This window comes from Brevibacillus sp. NRRL NRS-603, assembly GCF_003013445.1.
Lineage (GTDB): Bacteria > Bacillota > Bacilli > Brevibacillales > Brevibacillaceae > Brevibacillus > Brevibacillus formosus.
In genome coordinates this window covers 91,799-112,909 of the sequence record NZ_PXZN01000024.1, presented here as the reverse complement: position 1 = coordinate 112,909, position 21,111 = coordinate 91,799, and the positions used below count along the sequence as shown (strand labels likewise).

General features: G+C 43.3%; 28 protein-coding genes. 5 read left to right on the top strand and 23 right to left on the bottom strand.

Features of this window, described 5'->3' with window-relative positions:
* Positions 1-48 precede the first annotated feature (48 nt).
* Both C7R94_RS29915 and C7R94_RS19695 read left to right on the top strand, forming a co-directional pair.
* On the top strand, positions 49-381 hold the full coding sequence (locus C7R94_RS29915; RefSeq protein WP_146142810.1) for a hypothetical protein: 333 nt from the start codon (positions 49-51) through the stop codon (positions 379-381).
* A gap of 519 nt (positions 382-900) precedes the next feature.
* Positions 901-1,125 carry a DUF7660 family protein gene (locus C7R94_RS19695; protein WP_106783885.1) on the top strand — a complete coding sequence of 75 codons (225 nt, stop codon included), beginning with the start codon at positions 901-903 and terminating at the stop codon, positions 1,123-1,125.
* Between the two features lie 165 nt (positions 1,126-1,290).
* On the opposite strand, the gene C7R94_RS31020 is transcribed toward C7R94_RS19695, so the two are convergent.
* The 17 genes from C7R94_RS31020 to C7R94_RS19615 all read right to left on the bottom strand — a co-directional run bounded on the left by C7R94_RS31020 (position 1,291) and on the right by C7R94_RS19615 (position 14,559).
* A complete protein-coding gene (locus tag C7R94_RS31020; RefSeq protein ID WP_327935222.1) occupies positions 1,291-1,551 on the bottom strand; it encodes a DNA adenine methylase in 261 nt (86 codons plus the stop codon).
* A 39-nt stretch (positions 1,552-1,590) separates the two neighbouring features.
* Positions 1,591-1,929: a DNA adenine methylase gene (locus C7R94_RS31015; RefSeq protein WP_327935223.1), complete on the bottom strand. Its 339-nt coding sequence runs from the start codon at positions 1,927-1,929 to the stop codon at positions 1,591-1,593.
* Between the two features lie 525 nt (positions 1,930-2,454).
* The gene (locus C7R94_RS29910; protein WP_146142809.1) at positions 2,455-2,907 is read right to left on the bottom strand and encodes a hypothetical protein; all 453 of its coding nucleotides are present in this window, start codon (positions 2,905-2,907) and stop codon (positions 2,455-2,457) included.
* Between the two features lie 59 nt (positions 2,908-2,966).
* Positions 2,967-4,205 (bottom strand): hypothetical protein, encoded by a 1,239-nt coding sequence (locus C7R94_RS19685; protein WP_106783883.1) that lies wholly within the window; start codon positions 4,203-4,205, stop codon positions 2,967-2,969.
* Between the two features lie 602 nt (positions 4,206-4,807).
* A complete protein-coding gene (locus C7R94_RS19680; protein ID WP_106783881.1) occupies positions 4,808-5,647 on the bottom strand; it encodes a hypothetical protein in 840 nt (279 codons plus the stop codon).
* 256 nt (positions 5,648-5,903) lie between these two features.
* Complete coding sequence (locus tag C7R94_RS19675; protein ID WP_106783878.1) at positions 5,904-6,122, bottom strand: hypothetical protein; 219 nt, start codon at positions 6,120-6,122, stop codon at positions 5,904-5,906.
* Between the two features lie 650 nt (positions 6,123-6,772).
* Complete coding sequence (locus tag C7R94_RS19665; protein WP_106783873.1) at positions 6,773-7,390, bottom strand: hypothetical protein; 618 nt, start codon at positions 7,388-7,390, stop codon at positions 6,773-6,775.
* Positions 7,391-7,763: 373 nt separating this feature from the next.
* Positions 7,764-8,066, bottom strand: coding sequence for a hypothetical protein (locus C7R94_RS19660; protein WP_233220613.1), 303 nt, complete (start codon positions 8,064-8,066; stop codon positions 7,764-7,766).
* Positions 8,063-8,884, bottom strand: coding sequence for an N-acetylmuramoyl-L-alanine amidase (locus tag C7R94_RS19655; protein ID WP_106783870.1), 822 nt, complete (start codon positions 8,882-8,884; stop codon positions 8,063-8,065). Before C7R94_RS19655 ends, C7R94_RS19660 begins: the two co-directional genes overlap by 4 nt.
* 2 nt (positions 8,885-8,886) lie before the next feature.
* Positions 8,887-9,345, bottom strand: a complete 459-nt coding sequence (locus C7R94_RS19650; RefSeq protein ID WP_106783868.1) for a phage holin family protein — start codon at positions 9,343-9,345, stop codon at positions 8,887-8,889.
* A gap of 72 nt (positions 9,346-9,417) precedes the next feature.
* Complete coding sequence (locus C7R94_RS19645; RefSeq protein WP_106783866.1) at positions 9,418-9,888, bottom strand: C40 family peptidase; 471 nt, start codon at positions 9,886-9,888, stop codon at positions 9,418-9,420.
* Positions 9,889-9,900: 12 nt separating this feature from the next.
* The gene (locus C7R94_RS19640) at positions 9,901-10,512 is read right to left on the bottom strand and encodes a DUF4376 domain-containing protein (RefSeq protein ID WP_206767865.1); all 612 of its coding nucleotides are present in this window, start codon (positions 10,510-10,512) and stop codon (positions 9,901-9,903) included.
* 12 nt (positions 10,513-10,524) lie between these two features.
* Complete coding sequence (locus tag C7R94_RS19635) at positions 10,525-11,121, bottom strand: hypothetical protein (RefSeq protein WP_106783862.1); 597 nt, start codon at positions 11,119-11,121, stop codon at positions 10,525-10,527.
* Between the two features lie 406 nt (positions 11,122-11,527).
* Positions 11,528-12,124: a sulfite oxidase-like oxidoreductase gene (locus C7R94_RS19630; RefSeq protein ID WP_106783860.1), complete on the bottom strand. Its 597-nt coding sequence runs from the start codon at positions 12,122-12,124 to the stop codon at positions 11,528-11,530.
* 36 nt (positions 12,125-12,160) lie between these two features.
* The gene (locus C7R94_RS19625; protein ID WP_106783858.1) at positions 12,161-12,592 is read right to left on the bottom strand and encodes a CoA-binding protein; all 432 of its coding nucleotides are present in this window, start codon (positions 12,590-12,592) and stop codon (positions 12,161-12,163) included.
* 46 nt (positions 12,593-12,638) lie between these two features.
* A complete protein-coding gene (locus C7R94_RS19620; protein ID WP_106783856.1) occupies positions 12,639-14,135 on the bottom strand; it encodes a leucyl aminopeptidase in 1,497 nt (498 codons plus the stop codon).
* A 49-nt stretch (positions 14,136-14,184) separates the two neighbouring features.
* The gene (locus C7R94_RS19615; protein ID WP_017251328.1) at positions 14,185-14,559 is read right to left on the bottom strand and encodes a DUF309 domain-containing protein; all 375 of its coding nucleotides are present in this window, start codon (positions 14,557-14,559) and stop codon (positions 14,185-14,187) included.
* A gap of 153 nt (positions 14,560-14,712) precedes the next feature.
* Between C7R94_RS19615 and C7R94_RS19610 the strand changes: the two genes are divergently transcribed.
* The gene (locus C7R94_RS19610) at positions 14,713-15,189 is read left to right on the top strand and encodes a divergent PAP2 family protein (protein WP_047074924.1); all 477 of its coding nucleotides are present in this window, start codon (positions 14,713-14,715) and stop codon (positions 15,187-15,189) included.
* Positions 15,190-15,201: 12 nt separating this feature from the next.
* On the top strand, positions 15,202-15,972 hold the full coding sequence (locus C7R94_RS19605; protein WP_106783854.1) for a cobalamin-binding protein: 771 nt from the start codon (positions 15,202-15,204) through the stop codon (positions 15,970-15,972).
* A 90-nt stretch (positions 15,973-16,062) separates the two neighbouring features.
* Here C7R94_RS19605 and C7R94_RS19600 read toward each other — a convergent pair whose 3' ends face one another.
* The 6 genes from C7R94_RS19600 to C7R94_RS19580 form a co-directional block, all read right to left on the bottom strand.
* Positions 16,063-16,698 carry a 3D domain-containing protein gene (locus C7R94_RS19600; RefSeq protein WP_047074920.1) on the bottom strand — a complete coding sequence of 212 codons (636 nt, stop codon included), beginning with the start codon at positions 16,696-16,698 and terminating at the stop codon, positions 16,063-16,065.
* 160 nt (positions 16,699-16,858) lie between these two features.
* Positions 16,859-17,119 carry a YuiB family protein gene (locus tag C7R94_RS19595; RefSeq protein WP_047074919.1) on the bottom strand — a complete coding sequence of 87 codons (261 nt, stop codon included), beginning with the start codon at positions 17,117-17,119 and terminating at the stop codon, positions 16,859-16,861.
* 206 nt (positions 17,120-17,325) lie between these two features.
* Positions 17,326-17,490: a YuiA family protein gene (locus C7R94_RS30080; RefSeq protein WP_157966770.1), complete on the bottom strand. Its 165-nt coding sequence runs from the start codon at positions 17,488-17,490 to the stop codon at positions 17,326-17,328.
* 160 nt (positions 17,491-17,650) lie between these two features.
* Positions 17,651-18,127 (bottom strand): NUDIX domain-containing protein, encoded by a 477-nt coding sequence (locus tag C7R94_RS19590; protein ID WP_088909214.1) that lies wholly within the window; start codon positions 18,125-18,127, stop codon positions 17,651-17,653.
* 65 nt (positions 18,128-18,192) lie between these two features.
* A complete protein-coding gene (locus C7R94_RS19585; protein WP_007716742.1) occupies positions 18,193-18,444 on the bottom strand; it encodes a hypothetical protein in 252 nt (83 codons plus the stop codon).
* A gap of 4 nt (positions 18,445-18,448) precedes the next feature.
* Positions 18,449-19,639 carry an NAD(P)/FAD-dependent oxidoreductase gene (locus tag C7R94_RS19580; RefSeq protein WP_047074914.1) on the bottom strand — a complete coding sequence of 397 codons (1,191 nt, stop codon included), beginning with the start codon at positions 19,637-19,639 and terminating at the stop codon, positions 18,449-18,451.
* Between the two features lie 349 nt (positions 19,640-19,988).
* Between C7R94_RS19580 and C7R94_RS19575 the strand changes: the two genes are divergently transcribed.
* A complete protein-coding gene (locus C7R94_RS19575; protein ID WP_106783852.1) occupies positions 19,989-20,999 on the top strand; it encodes an NAD(P)/FAD-dependent oxidoreductase in 1,011 nt (336 codons plus the stop codon).
* The last annotated feature ends 112 nt before the right edge of the window (positions 21,000-21,111 follow it).

Sequence of the window (21,111 nt, the reverse complement as noted above, 5' to 3'; positions counted from 1 at the left end):
TTATAATTTGTATATGACCCTAATTTCTCCGATTGGGATGATGTGAGTATGAGACGCCCTTACCTCGTTGGAATTTTTCTATATATACTTGTTCTGGTTCCAGCATTAGATGTAATACTTTCAAAGCATCATCATGGATTTCAAGTTTTAGTGGTTCTTGGAAAGAAACTAGCTTTTTCCTGGTTAGTAATTGCTACAATCGTTTTCTCCCTGTATTGTTTGCTTATTTTTACCTACCGAAAAGGGCGATTACCGTTTATGAGCGCAATCACTGTTTCTGTTGTTGTAATTAGTACCTTTATTATTTGGGAAGTTTATTTTTGTGATTTATGTTATCCAGCTTTTCATGTAGGTCCAATCAAACCACCTTTTTCTAAGTGAATGTTACTTATTACACATTGTGTTAAATTGCTTGTTCCTTTCAAAAATGTGATTTAAACTTCAACTAAACTCACTGTTTTGCAGAAACATATGGTGATGAATTATAAATAAGAGGCTAAGAAAAAAGATTCATAAACAGCTTTTGGTAGATATCTGTTTTGAGATTAGCGTATCTGCGTATTGGAGAAAAAAACTCAAATACACTCCCTTCCATGTCCCAATCGAAATTAATGTCTCCAACTCAATATATCTGCCTTCTGAGCTTCGCCAAAAGATAAGACAATTCAACCTAAAATATTTTGTTAAAAAGCTGCCATATCACTTTACACACGATTTTGGTTATTATCCGGATGATTATGTGTTTTTTTGCTTCACCCCACTTGAATTTCCTAGGGTAAAACAATTGTCAATAAACAATCTAGCTACAATGTAACGGACATCCTGAAATTGCTTCTACTTCCCCTCAAACCTGTTTTTATATAACAATGAACCATCGTTACAATTTGAGGAGGACCTAGTATGGACGTCGGTCAAAAAGATGGACATGCATATACAAAGCAGAATCTAATCGATTTTATTCAAAGATCGCTCGCTGATTTAGAAAACAATCCAAATTGGGAAAATGTCTCACTAAGCCATTATCTCGAATCGATGGCTGCTTGGCTGGAAACCCACTTAGCGCCAGATAACCCTTCTTGGGAAGCTTTCGCTAAAATCCTAGAGGCATCCAAATACTACGAATAATTTAAAGAGCTAATTAGCATATTGAGCATTTTGATCTATCTGATATATGCCGGGCAGCGAAAAGATTGTCTGCTGCCCCACTTGATCATCTGCCATTGGATTGATCCAGATAACTTCTGTTCTGATGTGGCCCATTTCCGCCAAAGCTTTCTTTTCTTCCCTACCTCAATGCTTTAGGCGAATGTTGTATAAATCATTATCGTAACCACTTAGTGTCACTGGTCCCGGATGTTCGTCTAATGCGTCGAGCAATTCAATATGGTCAGCATCCGTCTTCTCATTTTTGTACAGACGTTTGCTCCTTGTTGATAACAAATACGGTGGATCCGCATAAATCAAAACGCTTGGATTTGTATATCGTTCAATCAATCGCAGAGCTGGCTGTTGTTCTATTTGTACCCTTTTCAATCTATCCGTTACCGTCAATATCCGATCAGGTACTTTCTGTCAGATGATTTTCCACCGCTACCATCCAGCACCGAACCAAAAACATCCTTGTCCTTTCAAGTTCGTTCCCCTCTCCTCTACGTGGCAGGAGTTGTAGTATTCTTCTTGACTATAGGGGGTCAATTTAACCTTGTTTGCTAAATCCTGTGGATGATGACGGATAACTTTGAACAGATTTTCCACATCTCCGTAAATGTCATTGATCGTTTCAAGTGCGGATGATTCTTTGTTGAAAAATACCGCTCCGGATCCGAAGTTTGGTTCCAAATATGTGGTATGTTCTGGAATATGTTCGATTATCCAGTCAGCCATGCTACACTTGCTGCCTAGATAGTGCAAAATCCTTGGTACTTTCACGCTCTCGCTCCCCTTAATTATCAAATCGTGTGTTCTGTTAACTAACTTCAGAGTATATTCCCAAAAGCATGTGTATGGTAAAATACCCCAAATGGTAGACTGACCGATTTGAATGGGAAAACTCTATTAAGTTGTTTAAGAAGGAAGTAAAATATGAAAGAAATATCTTAAGCTCGAACAAAAAACTTATTATGCAACCCTTTTTCTGAAATAGTCATAAACTCATATGGTGAAGCAGTAGGTGGACCAGGACGACGAGTAGCTTGTGAAATTAAATTCTTTAAAACAAAAAAGAGGCGGAATAATCACCGCCTCTTTTCCCCAATCAATCCCAAGCAAACCTCTGCTCTTTCCAAGGATCGCCGTACATATGCTTATGTAACTATTAAGTGATTATAAATCGTGTAAACCCGCCTCCTCAAAACAGGGACGGGTTTGCTATTCGAGGTAGTTCAGTATTTTTTAATGCTATCTCTTCATTCGCATGATTATGACTATTTCTATATGAATATGCAGCAAAAACAATTAATTAAACAGAATTGAAACCAAAGATATAGTGATTACATACCCTGGTATTAAAGCAAGTTGTATATTCATTTTAATATTGTTAATAAAATGAGCCCAGTAAAAAGAAGTTGACCCCAAAACTGACAAGCATAAATAAAATACAAAAGAATTTCCATGCAATAAAAATCTATGTACCAAATATGAATACATAATGCCTGTTAATACAAAGATCAAAGTTACAATAAAACGGTTTACTATCTTGGATGTAAAAGAATATACCAATTCTCCTATCAGACATCCAACAAAGCAAAATGGTAGTAAATAAAACGCCAACATAAATGTCAAGGAAGTTAAAACGTTAAATACTCCTACACCTTGATATGATATGAAGGTTAACATACTAATGATAAACAATACGGCACTGACAAGAAATGCTACACCTGCTGCACTAAAAAAACGTAAAGTCCGCATAAACACCTCCTAATATTGTTCAATGAAGGGAACTTTAAAGATAAATTTTGTGATTTTTGTTACTTTTTCTTGATTGTGGTCCCTGGAAGTTCTACATCTCCTGGACCATCAACGAGTTTATATATTATATCAGTCCAATGATCTGGTTCATACTTATATAAGGTTTGATAACCAGATCCGTCGATATTACCATATACCTCATATGCAGGGAATCCATCGATTACTGATCCTTTTGACCTCTTAATATCTGCACCCGTTTCAATATCGTACTCTTCTTCTCCCTTCACAAGGGTAACTGAATTTTTGGTAACATTAAACTCCATTCTGTAATCAATTGGAGGCGCAAATTCCACCATTGGATTAGCTGCACTCGTTGTCGCTACAATATTAACTTTTCCTCCCTTTTTTGAATCTTCTACTTTCATGCTTGCATTTTTTAATTTTAGTAACTCTGCACCAGTCAAGTTTCCATCCTCATCGTATTGGTGGGTTTTACCAATATAATTTGCAGAATACACTTTGTCCTTACTAGTATTAATTAATATAATTTGTGATGTTCTGACAGCAGTTGATTTATAGTTAAAACTTCTATTATCTCCACCATAATATTGAATTGGAGTAAGTGGAACTTTGTCATACGGAATAAATGTGTTTATCCTTAAAACTGAATAGTGATCTTTACTTTTTCCGATAGACCTGAAGTTATTAGCAAGTTTATTTAACCCACTTTTAACTTCCTTATCTGTTGTTATGCTATACATCTCTTGTAAATGTTTGATTTCTCTTTGGATGTCTTTTGGCAATTTTTTGTCATCATTGCTTGATTTTACAATATTAGCCGAAGAGGATCTTAGGGTTTGCTCATTCAATAAAGCCTTCTTAGCTGCTTCACTAATGCGCACTGTATCATTTCTTGGTACCTCAACAGTAGCTTGATGGAGTTTTTCCTTTATAGCTGTAGACTCAGTTCTAACCGATGATTGCTGAGCACTGCTTTTAAACGCGTTTCTAGCAGCTTCACTAATTTCAATTTTATCTACAATTATATTATTTGTTGTCGTAGGTGGTTTTGATACATTTGAACTACTTGATTGAGAATTACTAGTTTGGCGAACACTGTTACTTGGTTGAGGATGACTAGTTTGCTGAACACTGTTACTTTTTGATTTACTTGATGCACTGGTTTGTTTCTTAGCATTTTCTTGAGCTTTTGCTTGTTGTGCCGCTAGAGCTTGTTGTCTTCTCTCTAATCTTGCATCTCTTCTGTCTTCATTACGTTCGCTACGAGATAACCCCATAAATACCCCTCCAAATACTTGCAATTAAGCTTCAATATATTACTATTAATCTTATGTCTTGATAAAGTATAATAATTCGACATTATTTCACTTAATTCGACAAAACGTTTTAGATTCTAATCATTTCATATGATATATACTCACCTTCACGATTCGACAAAACATTGCTAGCTAAGTTATAAATGATGAAAACTCTGTGACAAATAAAGTATGCGAGCAATCATTTGAAGTGATTGAATATAATAATTAAAGTAACAAAAACAACCCGCTCGGATTTATCTCTAGGCGGGTTGTTTGCTGCAATAGTCCCTCGGTATAAACTATGCAAGCCCAATCGCTTGCTGCTTGGCGTCGTATAAATAATTGTTAAGGCGAACTTGGCACTCAGATTTTAAATGCGACACGTTATAGAGACATTCTTCTTGTCGGCCACGGACAGTCACAACTACAGAGTATACGTGATACTGTGAAATCAGATAAAGTTACAACTGAAGATTTTGTTGAGAATACAGTGGGAAAAGAAGGCACTTGCTTTAGGTACTTTAGTTTTTGGGATTATTAGATTCCTAAAACCTTAAAAAAAGCGCTTAATAGCGCTTTTTTCATTTGCTCTCTTGCCGCATGAAAAGAAGATATCTATGTTTATCCCTGTCGTAAATGTAAAGATGATTACTTTCAATCTCAGTTGGCTTATTGCCCAAAACAATCCGATTTGAATCTAAGGAATACAAAACAAAAAGTGGCTGATTTTGCACTGTTTCTATATGTGGGATAATCATTTTATATGAATTCTTTCCGGCGGGATTCTCTATTTTAAATTCATCACGATACAAATGAATTGAAAAATGAAAATAGACTAAAGCAAAAAGTGTGCTTGCCAAAATTGAGCCAAGTAGAGACAGCCAATCTGTTTCTTTGAACATTAGACGATACGTTGTAAATGCTGAACTGCAATATATGGAAAAGTAAGCACTAACGAAGTGTGTCAGAAGCAGAAATTTATAATATCGTTTGTTTTTGCTGTAATCAAGTTCATATTCTTCTTTACGAATTAGTTTTGAGTACAATGCCACGAACTTTCTTATAGCCAAATGGACCATGATGATACTGAAACTAATTAATAAGGTTATAATAATGAGCACGCCAAGCCAAATTAAAAAATATGAATCGTTGTCATTTTCTGCTATTGAAAGGACTATTCCTCCACCTAGTAAATGCGAGAAAATAATCAGTATCAGTGTAAACATTAGCTGTTTATAGCCGGTTTCCCAACTTTGTTGATCCTTTGTATCGAATATTTTATCGAAGTCAGACTTTTTTACATATCTAATGAATGCTTTGATTAGCTTTACAACTGTCGAAATCAGGAATACCCCAAAGACAATGATCATAATTAAGGGATAATCTCTAGCAAAAATTGATAAGAAAGGTATTTCGTTCATACTTACCACTCCATTAACAAAAGGATATTTCATTTACTTTTTTAGTTATATACTTTAACTTTGAATATTCTCATGTGAAAAAGTCTTTTTTTACAGAAGAGAAAAAGTTAGAGATTACAAATAAAGCCCGACTTTTTAGTGGGGCAACACAGTTATTCTCCAGCCGTCAGGTGGTCCAACTACGAGTGAACTACATCCCCATTCTGCTGGTCCGTACATTTGCCAACCAACACCGCCGTCCAGGCTCAGGTTCCAATCAGGGTCGGATACTTTTAGCTGCCAACCCACCATCAAATTTTACACCTTCCCAATCAGGACCTGAAGTTTTCATAACCCAACCTGGACCGTCATCGAGCTTCATTCCGTCTTCCATCTTCCACTCAGGACCAGTAAATAGAAATTGGGGTCTTTCTCCAAGATCAAAACTCAGTGCGGTGCCGCGTTCACCAATATCCTTTAGAATGTGGTTGAACATTCTATCACCTCGCTTTTCTCAATCATACAATTGTTCTATAAAATGGAAAATCCCTCCTTGGACGTATCCGAAGGAGGGCTTCGTCTGTTTTTACCCATTATTCCTGTTTCCGCTTAATACATGAGGAATGTCCAAATGATAAGCCGAGTCGTTAAAGTATTAAAAGCATTATAGTTTGATTTTCCCGGTTTCTTTCAGTAATTTAACTAAAAGAATAAGGGAATAAGTAATTATTAACAGCGAACTACCCAATCCCGTTAGGCTGCTATAAATTAACTCGTCTACTCTTGTTTCCAATTCTAATGATGATTCTAGGATAATTGACCACCAACGAAATATAATGATTTGAACAAAAGTATTGAGGATCAGTATGGAGATTCTTCGTTGTAACGACAAGAAAACCATAAATAGTGCAAACAATACGCCAGAATACTGTATAAACCGAATAAACTCCCCTTTATTTAGTACTACCGGAATATCTGCGCCCATAAGAAAATGAAGAAATAGTTGAATGCTACTTCCAATTAATAGCACAACGAATAGTAACCAATTAAGAAAAGCTTGCATACTTCCCCTCCTTTATGGTTATTACTCTTTCGTTCTTCGAATAAAAACATACTTTACTCATGATTTCTTCCATCACTAATTCACTAGTCTAAAGCCTTTTTTACTGTATCTTGGACCCAATTAGGTAGGTCAGCTATTGCATCCCATACTATTCTATTTCCATCTTTGCCACTCTCCCCCATGTCTATTTTTTTTGTCCGTTCAATGACTTCATCTAATCCTTCAGAGATTACATCTGGAATTAAAAAATCAACCTTCTTAAGCGCTCTTGCTAATTGTCCAGGATAGATATGACCGATTATTTCCCAAGTTAGAGAGTCGGATGATATATCCAATCGCTTATTGTATTCCTCCCTATAATCACTTCTAATTTGATCTGCGATCTTCTCAGCATTATTTATATCATCTCTAATAGCATTTCTAAGGTCCTTATCATTATCTAAATGTATCACGCCTTTTTCCATCGTCCATGTAATTAAATTATCACCTATCTTAAGCGTTCCAGGTTCACGTTTACTTGAACGAGCTGCTAAAAGTTGTTGTGCCTCAGAAGATATTTGAACTGTGTCAGCGTCAGTTGCATTGTTTTTTAAACCTTGGGTTACTGTTTCTTTTGGTTGAGCCACGGCAGCATTTTTTGCTGTATACATTTCTTGAATGTTTTTTGATGAAAGACCACTTTGAGATACACTAAAAGACATTAAATTACTACCCCTTTACAAAGTATGTTTTTAATCCCACTCTTTACACTTTAAAGTTTACTTGGGATTTATTGCTAATTCTATATCATTTTAGTTTTTTATGTAAATTATTTTTTTCTGATTAAAAAATACTTACTTATACATCTTCAATATTGGTTAAAATTCATAATACATAAATTGTAAAGTAGACCCTCTAGTGAATTGCTCGTAGAGAGGGTCTGTCCAAGATTTATCTATATAACTTCAGCATTGTTCAAAGAGACGTATGATAAGCTTCTTTCACCTTATCGCCAGCACTTGCTAGTCATAAGACGACGCTTAGATCGCTTTTCCTTTTACATCTTTTATTTAATAGTGTTTTGTTTTCTGTTCTCTAAGTCCGTTCTCTTAAATATCGATACATTCTTGTCACCAGCCATGCCCACGCGACCTTACCACCAATGAGCGCAAAGCCACTTTTTATTCGCGAGGGGAGTTGATCATATTTTCTAATGAGCTCCTGCTCTTTCGTAAACAAATATGTTTCAAACTGTGGATATTTGCTTTCGATATGCGCCATAAACGCATATACCCGAGGAAAAAAGTCAGCAGCCATGATACCACCAATAAAAAGGAGCAGAGCCATCAGCCAGCCCCACTCCACGAAGAAACTTATCACATACTCGAGCATCATCATTTACTAACACTTCCTTTCATCATCCGAACTGTTTTTGTTGCTTGGTCCCATTCGATTTGAAGACCAAGGGCAGTAGCCAGCTCACGCGCCGGGGCATAAGCCGAACCTGAAATGACTTTCTCATTTAGGTCCTTACCGTTAACACGAACATCCTTTGTTTGTTCAATCCACTCCACCTTCCCACCGGCAGCATTGGCTACCGCACGGACTGGTAGCATAGAAAGGCCTTCCTGCAAAAAGCCTGCTACCGGGAGCAATACCTCGTTCAACTTAATTGCAACCGGAACTTGCTTGGGCTTATCCACTTTAACCACAGATTTTTGCAAAAATTGTGAGTAATTTGTGCGGAATGTACCCATCGGGAATGCGGGGCAGTTTTTCCATGCGTAGCCGGGGTACTCCTGGTGACCAAGCACCTGCTTCATGGTTGGAATCTGTACCTGTAGGTGCTGTATTATGTGATTCGCCGCCTCGAGCTGTGCTGCAGTTGGTTGCTGTGTCCGGAAATCCCCGACAAGGCAAATGCCCAGCGCATGACGGTTGCTGTTGCCTACGTGGTAGGAGATTGTCTCTGGATCGTTGCACCAGTAAATCACCCCGTCCTTTTGAATCACAAAATGATAGGCAATGCCCGGCCAGCCGTTTGTGCTGACGTGATAGCGTGCGAATGCCTCCGGTGATCCGCTCAATGTAGCCGAATGATGGATGGCTGCCGATCGGATGTCAGTCAGCTTGCGCCGCCCATACCTTAGTGTTTTGTGGCGTGGTAAAGAGGTGCGAACGTCAATCACACGCGCACCTGGTATTGTCATATTCATTTTTATTTTTGCTCCTTTCTTGCGGCTCTCTCAGCCTTTGCTTTGATCTCTGATCCGACCAAGTTAACAATCGACTGTGGTACAGGCCAGCCAGCTCGGTGAGCATTTGCTGTGAGGCTGTTCCATGTGTGATAGAGTAGACCGAATGTAACTCCATAAAACAGAAAACCGGGTGTACCCATCACCCGATCTAGCATGTTAGCAATGGCTGGCAATGCTAAAAGAAACAGCGAACGCGGGATTCGGGAAAGGCCGTAATCAGACGAGTAGGTATGGTCCTTTTTCGCTGCGGAAATACCAGTGATCCAATCGAGTGAAATCATAAGAAAAAGCACAATTAAAATATCCAGCCGCCCTGCTCCGTAGAGGTACTGAAATATCGGGGTAAGAAACACTCCCGTAGTTGCTGCAATTCCGTTTGCTGGGGTCACTACATTCTCTAAACTCTGCAAAAACTTCATCAGCTCATCTTCCTCCTCCCCCCCCTCGGGGCAAAAGTAAAAGGAGCCGCGTTAGCAGCTCCCATGAAAAAACTATGCGATTCTTTGCAGGTGACTGGATTTAACCAGATCTGCAGGTGTTACTTTCCCCAACTCATCAGACGTTAAATTAATGCCTGCGGCTGCAAACATTCGGTCCACCGTCTCCGAGCAATTTAATCGGTTTGGTGCATCACGGATCGGCAAACCTGTGAGCAGATACAGCCCGTTTGTAATCGTCTGCCAGAAGTCGTAGGGCGTGCCGATGTGATTCTGAATGAATCCAGTCATAGCCTCTGCCTTCCATGACTCTATCTCTTCGCGATAGCGATAGACGTCTATTTGCCCTGGGGGGTAATTATTATGATTCCATTGCAACGGAAATCGCCAATCAGTCTCCGCAATGTGGTGCTCATCCAGAACGATGGCAACGTGGCTATATGGCGAGTAGGTCACCCCTTGAATCAGCCGAGCAAGAGGTGAGCTGCCACGAATAAAAAGAAGGTCAAAGCGCTTCAAATTCATACGCTCGACCTCCTACCAGTTGATCCGGTCAACTTCTTCTTTTGTGGTTGCAGCTTCAACGTTTCCTTTTAGTGTCCAATACTTCTCGATCTGTTGCTGCTTGTGCTGACCTGCCTCATATACTACCTCAATAAATTGTTCTCTTGTCAGCGTGACAATACCCGCATCCTCTGTCTTCCATTGGGTTTCTGTCAACTCAGGCTTGAGTAGGAACAGGGTGCTCTGCTGATTAAAGTTTGATTGGTCTTCTTCATTGAAACGGAAGGTGTGGCCGGTTGAGGTAGATGTAAAGCCTGCATGAATTGCTTTGAAGCACTCGGTGTTCAGGAAGTCGATCTTTGCTTTTTTCACCTGTTCTAGTGGTGCTACTGGCGGTGTCAGGTCCCATAGGATTGCTTTCGTTTTCGGATCAACACGATATAGATACTGCGAAAACTTGTCCGCTTCTTGACCAAAATCAAGTTGAAGGCAGCCTACCGTTTCTGGTACTCGGTCCTTTAGAGCTCGGTACGCTTCGAAGTCCTGTTCCAATGTGGTTTCAACAACTGAACCCATTCTTTCTCCTGTGTCTACCAAAACATTTCCCGTTGCCATTTCATAATATATTTTTCTACCAATTTGCATGATTGTTTCCTCCTATTCAAATACGTACCATTCAATCGATCCATATCCAAACGTTGTAGACGTCTCTGGGGCATAATATAATTGCCTAAATCCTGAGTCACTTATGCTACAATATTCGTTCGACCAAGTAGTAGAGTTGTAAACAAAAACACCGTACGGATTTCTTGAGGGCCATACCCAAATCCCTTTCATATAGCCAGCTAAAACATATTCTGGGCTTGTACTATGAGCAGCGTGATACCACTGACAAAATACAATAGAGGGTTTAAACGAAAGCCCCGTAATCTCTAAAACCCCATGCACTTGTCCATTTGTATAGGTAGTTTGAGAACCAGATGCCCACCTTTTTAGACCACTGCCCACGTTCACCTTGATAGCAAGTGCTGCTAATCCCTCTGTTCCTGATGCTGTATTACCCAAAGCTTTGATATTCGTAGCCAATGTATTTTTTGCATTTTGAATCTTCGTGATTATTGTCGCAACATCATCTGTACTTGCCGCAGGACTCCCTACTACAGATGCAAGATCAGCTTTTTGATTGATGCATTGCATCGTTTGGAATGATGTGATTATGTCTTTTATGGTTGCTGTGTTCGGTAGTTGTGCCATGCTCTACCTCCTTTCTACTCAAAAGCGATCCACTCAAATGTTCCAGATGAGGTTGAAACACTATTAAAAGTTATCGTGAAGGATGAAACGTTTAACACGATGTCTACAACCCAATGATTTTGTCCGCCACTGTTCAAGAATTTTGTACCCCATCTATAAGCACCTTCTAAACCAGTTGTTAAGTTAACAAATCAAGAAGTCATCGATATGGCACGTACTATGAAAGAAAACTGGGGCCATTTTGAACTCGAGCACAAAAAACTTATTATGCATACTTTGTTTCTGAAATAGTCATAGACTCATACGGTGAATCCGTAGGTGGACCAGGACGACGAGTAGCTTGTGAAATTAAGTCCTTTAAAACAAATTAAGAGACGGAGATTATCCGCCTCTTAATTATTTCCAATTAATCCCAAGCGAAACGTTGTTCAAGCCATGGGTCGCCGTACATATTATAACCGTTCTTCTCCCAAAACCCTTGCTTGTCTTTCTCCATAAACTCAATCCCACGCACCCACTTGGCGCTTTTCCAGAAGTAGAGATGCGGTATGACAAAGCGCAGCGGCCAGCCATGCTCAGGGGTCAAATCCTCGCCATTATGCTTCGTAGCGAACAGATTGCCGTTTTTCATGAAGTCGACAAGCGGAATGTTCACCGTCCATCCATGCTCGGCGTGCAGCATGACGTACTTCGCTTCCGGCTTCACCTTTACCAGCTTCAGTACTTCCTCTACCGGAATGCCTTCCCATTCATTGTCCAGCTTACTCCAGCCTGTGACGCAGTGAATATCGTTGGTCGTACCGCCTTTTGGCAGAGCCATCATTTGCTCATAGGTCAGTGTTACTTCCTCTTCGACGAGACCGAAAAGACGAAAGCTCCACTCGGTGGACAGGTCTGTATATTCAGGAACCTCCCCGTAGTGCAGGACAGGAAAACCTGTCGTCTGCTTCTGATTAGGGGGAATACGGTCGCGTTTGGTGTCTGATGATGGATTGATAAACATGTTGTTTCCACTCCCCTCGCTGATCAGTGTTCTCGATTATTTCCCAACCCGCAGCAGGGAATGATCTACCTTGATGCACATATCCTGCACAACCTCAATGCCTTGCTCTGCAACCAATTTAGCCGCGTCATCGTTGGCAATGCCTTGTTGCATCCAGAACACTTTTGGCTTGTTCTGCATTTTCAATGCTTCCTGCGCAACAGGCGGGATGTCTTCGCTGCGGCGAAACACGTTGACGATGTCTACAGGCTGATCAATCTCAGTCAGGCTCCCCAATACTTTTTCACCCAAAACCGTTTCACCCGCGATGACAGGATTGACAGGGATGATCTTGTAGCCCGCGTTCTGCATAGCTTGCGATACCATATAGCTGGTGCGGTCCGGCTTGTTGGACAGACCCACTACTGCGATCGTTTTTGCATCCTCCAGCAGTTGACGACGTGCCTCGTTGCTTGGATTTTGTGCCATGTGAAAACACTCCTTTTTATATTGAAATGCGATATTGAACTACCTCTTATTCACTGCGGCTGGAAACAAACTCAACAATGGTGCGCGTCATCGCTCCGGTACCGCCAGCTGGTTGCATGTCGCCAGCACTTGCTGTGTACGCCGTACCCGCGATATCCAGATGTACCCACGGTGTGTCGCCAACGAATTCTTGCAGGAAAACACCGCCGATGATGCCGTGGCCATAACGTCCACCAGAGTTTTTCAAATCGGCAAAACGGCTCTTGTTCAAGCTGCGGTACTCATCGAAGGTAGGCAGCTGCCACAAACGCTCACCCGCCACGTCTGCTGCGTTCATCAGCTCATCCAACAGGGCTTTGTCGTTGGTCATGGCGCCAGAGCAGAAATGACCGAGAGCGACCACAATACCACCTGTCAAGGTAGCAGCATCCACCAGGCAAGACACTCCTTGCTCTTTTGCATAGGTGATGCAATCAGCCAGCACGAGACGACCTTCTGCGTCTGTCGTAATGATCTCTACCGTTTTGCCGCTCATGGTCGTGATGACATCACCCGGGCGGAATGCTGTTCCGGATGGCATGTTTTCCACAGTACCGACGACAGCTAGTACGTTTACTTTTGGTTTGATCTGTCCCAGCGCCTCCAATGCGCCGATCATCGCAGCTGCTCCACCCATGTCTGACTTCATGTCTTCCATGCCTGCTACTGGCTTGATGGAGATCCCACCTGTATCAAACGTCACGCCTTTACCGATCAAGCCGATGACATCGTCCCACGTGTCTCTTCCTTGATATTTGACTACGACCACATAAGGCTCAAGCTCGCTGCCTTTTGCTACAGAGAGAACTCCGCCCATCCCCAGCTCTTCCAGCTTCGCTTTTTCCATTACTTCCACAGTCATGCCATAGCGGTTTGCTACCTCGACCATCGCATCCTTCAAAGCGCGTGGAGTCAAGTAGTTTGCTGGTTCATTGACGAGCGTGCGGGCCAGATTCGTCCCGGATACGAGCGCTGAACCACGTGCAACACCTGCCTGTACCAATGAAGCATCGGCATCTGCTGCCAAAATTTGCACCGTCGCAATTGGGTCAAACTCACGCTTTGCCTTTTGACGGTAGCCCTCGTAATTGTATTCGGCAAGCCCAAAGGCTTCCGTCACTGCCTGTGCCAGACGGTCAGCACTCAGATGCTCTGTAGTAGGCAAATCAATAACCACTGTTTTGCCGTTGCCTTTTCCTACAACCGTTTTGGCTGCACGTCCCCATGCATTTCGGGCTGCGACGAAATCAAATTTGCCTGGTTCACCCATCCCGACGATCAACAGTTTTTTTGCAGCTACGCTGTTCATTCCGTGGACAACCGTAATTTCCTTCGCCTCACCCGTTACTTCCTTGTCCTGTTGCAAGTCACTCAGACTGCCTCCAAAAGCTTCGTCCAATTCCGGGTATACTTGCGAAATCTCCTCGCCCTTCCATAGCGGGACAATCAGTTCATCACACGCAATATTCACAAGCTGTCGGCGTTTTTCTACTGCTACTTTCATATACTCTTCCCTCTTTCTCTGTGGTAGGATACAATATGGGCACATTTGTTTAACACGATGTGTCGACATATAAGCGCAAGGGTGGAAACGTCATGGCTTTTGCCTCTGTGTAAGAAATGACATCCTTTTCCGGCAACAATTTCTCGCATTCATCTATGTAACGAAGAACTCTTGTTACGTCCAGTCCCCAATGAACTGGCTGGTAACGAGTCAAATACTTTCGTGCATTGCCTAACATCCAGCGAGCACCTTTTATATTGCCGTACTCTTGGTGGTACAGTCCGACTGACAATTGCAGCAATCCTTGCAAAAACTTGTCTGACTTGTCTTCCATCCAGATGTCTTCCAACAGATCGTGGCATTCGTAGTATTCTCCATCATTGAATTTTTCAATGAACTGCAAATACTGCTCGGGATACCCCATGGATGCATGCCTCCGTTTCGAACCTTCCATCTTTATGGTAACACAGATTGGCAGTGACTTTACATCCAAACAAAAACTTCACGGATTAAGACAACGCCCTTCTGTTACAATAATCCTAGAGATAAGCGCACAGTAGAAAGGAATGGATTTTCCGTGGCGGATTTTTTTGAAAACTTCCCCTTATGGGCAGCACTGCTTGCCATAGGGATCGCCCAATTTATCAAAATTCCCCTCCATTTTTTTGCAACGAAAACGTGGCAATGGTCACTGCTCATGAGTACAGGCGGTATGCCCAGCTCTCACTCTTCTGCCGTGACAGCACTATCCACAGCCGTGGGACTGCGTGAGGGCTTTGGCAGCAACATGTTCGCTATTTCCGCCATTCTCGGTGTGATCGTGATGTTTGATGCCGCAGGTGTCCGCCGCCATGCCGGTATGCAAGCCGTTGTCTTAAATAAGCTGGTCGATGAATTCAACCACCTGCTAGAAGGAATGAAATCGTTAAAAGTACGACCTAACCAGGAAAAAGCGAAAAAACTGAAAGAACTGCTCGGTCATCAACCGATCGAGGTACTGATCGGCGGTTGGTTAGGCGTCATGATTGCGTTATTGCTCCATCCGTTTTTTTAAAGGAGGGCTCCCATGCGCATTGTTTCCATCTGTCCCAGCAATACCGAAATCCTGTATTATTTAGGCCTGCATGAGCATGTCGTCGGTTTGGATGATCACTCTGACTGGCCGCAGGAGTGGCAGCATCTGCCCCGGGTTGGTCCCGATCTGACAATCGATATGGACCGGGTCGCTGCTCTCCAACCGGATCTCGTCGTAGCGTCGCTCTCTGTACCTGGCATGGAGAATAATATAGAAGCTCTCCGCGACAGGGACATTCCTCATATCGTCCTGAACCCTTCCCGGATCGGGGAAATCGCTCATGATATCCGACTCGTCGGTGAGGCGACAGGAAAACAGAGGCAAGCCGAGCAGCTTGCGGTCCAATTTGACGAAACCATTGAAAGCATCCGACAAAAGGCTTCGACGTACGCTCAACGCCCGAAGCTGTACTGGGAATGGTGGCCAAATCCCATCTACACACCCGGTCAGGAAAACTGGTTGACTGATGTTAGTGACATTGCGGGTGCCATCAATATTTTTGCAGACTATCCTGTCGCGAACGTCAAGGCAACGCGGGAAATGGTCATGGAACGCAATCCGGATCATATTTGCGTCGTCTGGTGCGGAATTGAACTGAAGCGAATCAAGCCTGACATGATCACAAACCGCTCCGAGTGGATGAACATGACCGCGATTCGAAACAATCAGGTCCACTTGTTGGAAGAAGGCCTCTATTGCCGCCCTTCTCCTCGCATTTTGGAAGGACTGGAGAAGCTGGTTGATTTGATTCATACAAAATGACACAAAAAACGTTCAAAGCCTGTGCCTTGAACGTTTTTTCTTTTTTTCTTCCATGCCACCGATGCGGCATCCATTCGTTTTCGCTACTTGCTATTCAGTTTGTTGTTTGCCGCTGACGGGTTCCGCCATGGCTGCGATTCCTTTTTCATTCAAGCTATTCAGAAAAGCTTCCGTTACTTTGCCTTCACCTTTTTTTACGATATACACATCCACCGATTTTTTCCCCCATTGCGAGAATACGTCCTGCTTGGTCTCGAAATAAAGGTCAATCTTATGGCCGCGAATCGCTCCACCCTTGTCAGCGACAACGCCATATCCATAACCGGGAATGTACAAAATGGTCCCCAGCGGGAAAACGCGCAAGTCAGCTGCAATCGTGGAATAATCGTCTCTACGTACTTTTACACCTGAATAGGTAATGCCATAGGACGGGTGAGATGGATTTTTGCCCGTCGACTCGTATCCGGCATAGTAGCCTGTCGCTACTACACGTACTTTTGGATATTGCTCGTGAAATACATCCGCTTTATCAATCACTTGAGTAAGAGAACTGGCAGATACCGTCCGTTTTTTGACGACACGTTGCCCCTCTTTCGTTTCCTTGATTCCAAAAGTGGATGAGACACCGTGGTCTCCCACAACATTATAGCTGTATCCATCGCTTGCGAAGGCCGTCAAGACCAGGATGAACAGCGCGACGATACTTACGAACTGCTTTCCATTCATTTCTTGGTAAACCTCCTCTCGTTTCTAGTCATGTCCCGACGAGGAGGAAAGTATACACAAATTTTGGTTGATTACGGAAATATTCAGTCAGTTGCCCATTTTTCCAATCAAATGCCAAAAGAAAAACAGGCCCGAAACAAAGGCCTGCTTGATCTTATTGTTAAAACATCCGATATCCTTTTTTGCGAAGCGTTTGAATGGTCATGCCACTCGCCACTGTACCTGCCATGCCGCAGCCCAGTATGAGCGCATCCCAAATTCCGGGAACGATTTGTTGATACACAAGTGCCCCTACAACAATTCCAACACCGATCACAACAGGAAACCATGTCGTTTTCAAAATCATGTTTAAAATAAACCCAATGCCAAACCCTAGCACGGAGAACAGAACAATGGATACCATAAATTGCATCAAGTTCATCGACGAAAAAGACCTCCTGCCACCTTCTCCACCTTTTGCCACTATTTTAAGCAAATACAGGAAAGACGGGCTATTTTCGGTATTAAGTGTAGCAAAAAGGCGAGGGGTCGGTCAATAAGAGAAGCCTCGCGTATGTGTTGCACGCCTGACAGAAAAAACCGCCGATGCATTCGCTTCGACGGTTTTCTATAGAGGTTCCGTAATCATTATTGATGAGAAGAAACAGCTTCCTTCTGAGCTTCCTGTGTGCCAGCTCCGTCACAGTTAGGGCAATTCTCCGAGCCCCCCAGGAGCAGTTGGAAATACCCTTGGCCATGGCAGTACGGGCACTGTTCTTGTTTTTGTCTCATGTTGAGCTCCCCTTTCGGCATACATGCTTGAAAATTAATTGCATGTATATTCAGATTATTTTGATGTATCTAACTATATCAGAATCTCCCCTTGGTTAACAATGCAGTTCATTGCGAAAAAAACATAAAAAAACCGCAATGTAAGCGGAAACATTGCGGTTTATCTAGCTTATTCGCAAAATTACTTAAAGATTTTATAAGAAGTGTATTGAAAAATGGGATCGATAGCAAAGGATTGACCTGTCATTCCCTGCTCCCGTTTGATATAGTCCGGCAATATGATTTTCAAATAAGTCGAAGACAACGGATCATGAAGCAGCTCTTGTATCGGCATAAATCTCGCCTCCGCGATCTCACCTTCCTGCGGGCGCGGTTCTCCCCCTATGTAATCCATCCAAAAAACGACCATATTGTCGCTAATGGACTCCCGAATGACGCCTGAACGGATTCCCGCTACTTGTCGTACGACTGCCTCGACACCCGTTTCTTCCAGTACCTCACGCACTGCTGCTTCATCTACTGTCTCACCTTCCTGCACGAACCCCGCGGGAAATGACCATTGTCCTTTTAGTCCGCTGTACGTTTTTTTGACAACCAATGCTTCTTGCCCACGAATGACGATCCCGCAGGCGCCTAGCCAAACCTTCCCTTCACGCATCCAGCTCGCTCCTTTCACATCCTAGCTAAACGAAACCCCCGGCTCTTCTTCGCCGGGGGTACCAATCAATCATCCTCGTCATCAAGGAGCCCATTATCGATCATGTATCGCAGATTTTCCCGATCCCTCTCGCGGCCCTTTTCCTTGAGCCGCTCGATGGCAGGCAGGATGAGAATATCTACTTCACGCTGTACATGCCATGCCAAATCGTGTCGCCCCTGCTCCTCCAGATAAAGGCCCACTTCCATCATAGCATTGTACCGATCCATCTCTTCGCGGACCATGAGCCCCCGGACTTGAATGCTCGCGTGACGCATCGATTTACAGCTTTACTTTCTTCAGCGCGAGACCGACGCCACCAATTTTGTACAAGTAGCGCAGGTCGCTCGCTTTTTTCATCATGGCTGCTGTGCTGCCGAACAGCTTTTTCGAACCAACTTGCCCAATACCCTCGCCTTTTCCAAGAGAGGCCAATGTCCCTTGCAGATGCGGGATGAATTTTTGCGGAAGATCGCCACGAACCAAGGCAGCGAGATTCTCACCCAGCGTCTCGCCTTCCTGTACCGCAATTTGCGCAGTTGGCGGGTAAGGGCGACCTTCTTCGTTGAAAATCAAGGCACAATCCCCTACGACAAAAACATTTTCATAACCAGGCGCACGCAAGTATTCGTCTACCTTGACGCGACCGCGCATGACTTCGAAGCCTGCTTTTTCCACGATGCTGTTGCCGCGGACTCCTGCTGCCCAGATAACGGTCTTCGATTTGATTTCTTCTCCGGTATTCAACAGTACGCCATCTGGGGTGCACTGCTTGATGGGTGTTCCAATTTTGAACTCGATGCCTTTTCTCTCCAATACATCTATTGCGTATTGGATCAGCTCTGGGTCAAAGCCAGGCAATGCAGTTGGTGCTGCCTCAATGCAGTAGACTTTCACCAGTTCTGGATCGACATCAAATTCTCGGCACAGCTCTGGCAGACGATCGCCGAGCTCTCCACAAAACTCAATGCCTGTAAAGCCAGCTCCACCTACAACAAACGTCAGGTAGTCCGTACGATCCGGCTCATTTTTAAATTTGGAGAACATGTATTCAATATGCTCGCGAATATTGCGGACCGCATTGATGCTGCGAATGCTAAACGCATGCTCCTTGAGTCCCTCAATTCCGAACGTTTCTGGCTCGCTGCCCAGTCCGATGACGAGATAGTCATACGACAGCACCTCGCCACTTTCGAGTGTGACGGTCTGCTCCTCTGGCTGAATGGCTTGCACCGTTCCTTTGACAAAGTTAACTTTATCCTTGTTCAAAATGCCATCCAGACTGACGCGAGCATGATCGGCCGGTGCTGTACCTGCAGCCGGCTCATGCAGCCATGTCGTGATGTAGTGATAGTTGTGCTTATTGACCAAGGTGATTTCTGCCTCATTGTAGTTGAGCTTTTTCTGAAGCTGCAACGTTGTGAGCAAACCACCGTACCCAGCGCCAAGAATCAGGATTTTGGGTGTACCCATCAGTATCCCTTCCAATCATGTATGATGTCATTGTCCATGGTAACTTAAGGAAGATTGTGCGATTTTTCACGTGGTCTGGTACAAATTAAGATGCCCCAATTCATGACCCGTGTAGTATCGGAATTATTGCCCTGTCATGCCATCCGAACCACTCTGTGAAAAAATGCACAAAGTCAGACATAGAAAAATGTGACAAATTCTTTACAGTCATCCTCATCTTATCGACAACCGATTGGATTTGCAAGGTTTTTTTGCCTATCATCTTTCGAATTTTCTCTCCTGTTTTTCCACTTGTATGGGTTATAATGGTTGAGGAGTTCGCTTACGATTAATTCGGAGGTGCTTTGGGTTGAATTTTCTGCAAAAGGACGAGCAAATCTACGACATTACGATCATTGGTGGCGGCCCTGCCGGGTTATTTACCGCTTTTTACGGCGGGATGAGACAGGCCAGTGTAAAAATCATTGAGAGCATGCCCCAGCTAGGCGGGCAGTTATCCGCTCTTTATCCGGAGAAGTACATATATGATGTAGCCGGATTTCCAAAGGTTTTAGCACAAGATTTGATCAATAATCTGAAGGATCAGATTTCACGCTTTCAGCAAACCGTTTGCCTGGAAGAGAAAGTGGAAAATGTCGTAAAAAAAGTAGACGATGTGTTTGAAATCACAACGGACAAAGGCACTCACTACTCCAAATCCGTCATCATCACTGCTGGGGTAGGAGCGTTCGAACCTCGCAGGCTGGAACACCCAGATGCCGTCAAATATGAAAAATCCAATCTGCACTATTTTGTTACCGATTTGAACTCCTTCAAGGGACAGCGTGTAGCTGTTATTGGCGGCGGTGATTCCGCACTGGACTGGTCCCTCATGCTAGAACCTATCGCAAAAGAAGTACACCTCATCCATCGCAGAGACAAGTTCCGCGCACATGAACACAGCGTAGAAATGCTCATGTCCTCCAAAGTAAATGTCACGACACCTTACGAAATTTCAGCTTTGCACGGCGAGGAGCGCATCGAAAAACTCACGCTGGCCAATTGCACGACAAAAGAAGAAATCGATCTGGAAGTCGATGCAGTCATTGTCAACTTCGGCTTCATCTCCTCTCTCGGTCCGATCAAGAACTGGGGACTGGAGCTCGAAAAAGGCTCAATCGTGGTCGATACCCGCATGGAATCAAACATCCCAGGCATTTTCGCAGCAGGCGATATCGCAACCTACCCTGGTAAGGTGAAGCTGATCGCAGTTGGATTTGGTGAGGCCCCTACCGCTGTAAACAATGCGGTTTCCTACTTTAATCCGGATGCCAAATTGCAGCCTGGCCATTCTTCCAGCATGGACAACTTCAAATCATAAAAATGTTTTGTCCCTGTTGTTGCCTCCTATGGCTGCGACAGGGATTTTTTATTCCTTTGCATAACCGCTTTTGTTCGCGTGCAAAGTAGGAGGAGCGAGGAGGCGATACGCT

Bases quoted from the DNA above. Each gene is read 5' to 3' on its own strand.
- C7R94_RS29915 (WP_146142810.1), top strand. From the start codon at position 49: ATGAGACGCCCTTACCTCGTTGGAATTTTTCTATATATACTTGTTCTG.
- C7R94_RS19695 (WP_106783885.1), top strand. From the start codon at position 901: ATGGACGTCGGTCAAAAAGATGGACATGCATATACAAAGCAGAATCTA.
- C7R94_RS29910 (WP_146142809.1), bottom strand. From the start codon at position 2,907: ATGCGGACTTTACGTTTTTTTAGTGCAGCAGGTGTAGCATTTCTTGTC.
- C7R94_RS19685 (WP_106783883.1), bottom strand. From the start codon at position 4,205: ATGGGGTTATCTCGTAGCGAACGTAATGAAGACAGAAGAGATGCAAGA.
- C7R94_RS19680 (WP_106783881.1), bottom strand. From the start codon at position 5,647: ATGAACGAAATACCTTTCTTATCAATTTTTGCTAGAGATTATCCCTTA.
- C7R94_RS19675 (WP_106783878.1), bottom strand. From the start codon at position 6,122: ATGTTCAACCACATTCTAAAGGATATTGGTGAACGCGGCACCGCACTG.
- C7R94_RS19665 (WP_106783873.1), bottom strand. From the start codon at position 7,390: ATGTCTTTTAGTGTATCTCAAAGTGGTCTTTCATCAAAAAACATTCAA.
- C7R94_RS19660 (WP_233220613.1), bottom strand. From the start codon at position 8,066: ATGATGATGCTCGAGTATGTGATAAGTTTCTTCGTGGAGTGGGGCTGG.
- C7R94_RS19655 (WP_106783870.1), bottom strand. From the start codon at position 8,884: ATGAATATGACAATACCAGGTGCGCGTGTGATTGACGTTCGCACCTCT.
- C7R94_RS19650 (WP_106783868.1), bottom strand. From the start codon at position 9,345: ATGAAGTTTTTGCAGAGTTTAGAGAATGTAGTGACCCCAGCAAACGGA.
- C7R94_RS19645 (WP_106783866.1), bottom strand. From the start codon at position 9,888: ATGAATTTGAAGCGCTTTGACCTTCTTTTTATTCGTGGCAGCTCACCT.
- C7R94_RS19640 (WP_206767865.1), bottom strand. From the start codon at position 10,512: ATGCAAATTGGTAGAAAAATATATTATGAAATGGCAACGGGAAATGTT.
- C7R94_RS19635 (WP_106783862.1), bottom strand. From the start codon at position 11,121: ATGGCACAACTACCGAACACAGCAACCATAAAAGACATAATCACATCA.
- C7R94_RS19630 (WP_106783860.1), bottom strand. From the start codon at position 12,124: ATGTTTATCAATCCATCATCAGACACCAAACGCGACCGTATTCCCCCT.
- C7R94_RS19625 (WP_106783858.1), bottom strand. From the start codon at position 12,592: ATGGCACAAAATCCAAGCAACGAGGCACGTCGTCAACTGCTGGAGGAT.
- C7R94_RS19620 (WP_106783856.1), bottom strand. From the start codon at position 14,135: ATGAAAGTAGCAGTAGAAAAACGCCGACAGCTTGTGAATATTGCGTGT.
- C7R94_RS19615 (WP_017251328.1), bottom strand. From the start codon at position 14,559: ATGGGGTATCCCGAGCAGTATTTGCAGTTCATTGAAAAATTCAATGAT.
- C7R94_RS19605 (WP_106783854.1), top strand. From the start codon at position 15,202: ATGCGCATTGTTTCCATCTGTCCCAGCAATACCGAAATCCTGTATTAT.
- C7R94_RS19600 (WP_047074920.1), bottom strand. From the start codon at position 16,698: ATGAATGGAAAGCAGTTCGTAAGTATCGTCGCGCTGTTCATCCTGGTC.
- C7R94_RS19595 (WP_047074919.1), bottom strand. From the start codon at position 17,119: ATGAACTTGATGCAATTTATGGTATCCATTGTTCTGTTCTCCGTGCTA.
- C7R94_RS30080 (WP_157966770.1), bottom strand. From the start codon at position 17,490: ATGCCGAAAGGGGAGCTCAACATGAGACAAAAACAAGAACAGTGCCCG.
- C7R94_RS19590 (WP_088909214.1), bottom strand. From the start codon at position 18,127: ATGCGTGAAGGGAAGGTTTGGCTAGGCGCCTGCGGGATCGTCATTCGT.
- C7R94_RS19585 (WP_007716742.1), bottom strand. From the start codon at position 18,444: ATGCGTCACGCGAGCATTCAAGTCCGGGGGCTCATGGTCCGCGAAGAG.
- C7R94_RS19580 (WP_047074914.1), bottom strand. From the start codon at position 19,639: ATGGGTACACCCAAAATCCTGATTCTTGGCGCTGGGTACGGTGGTTTG.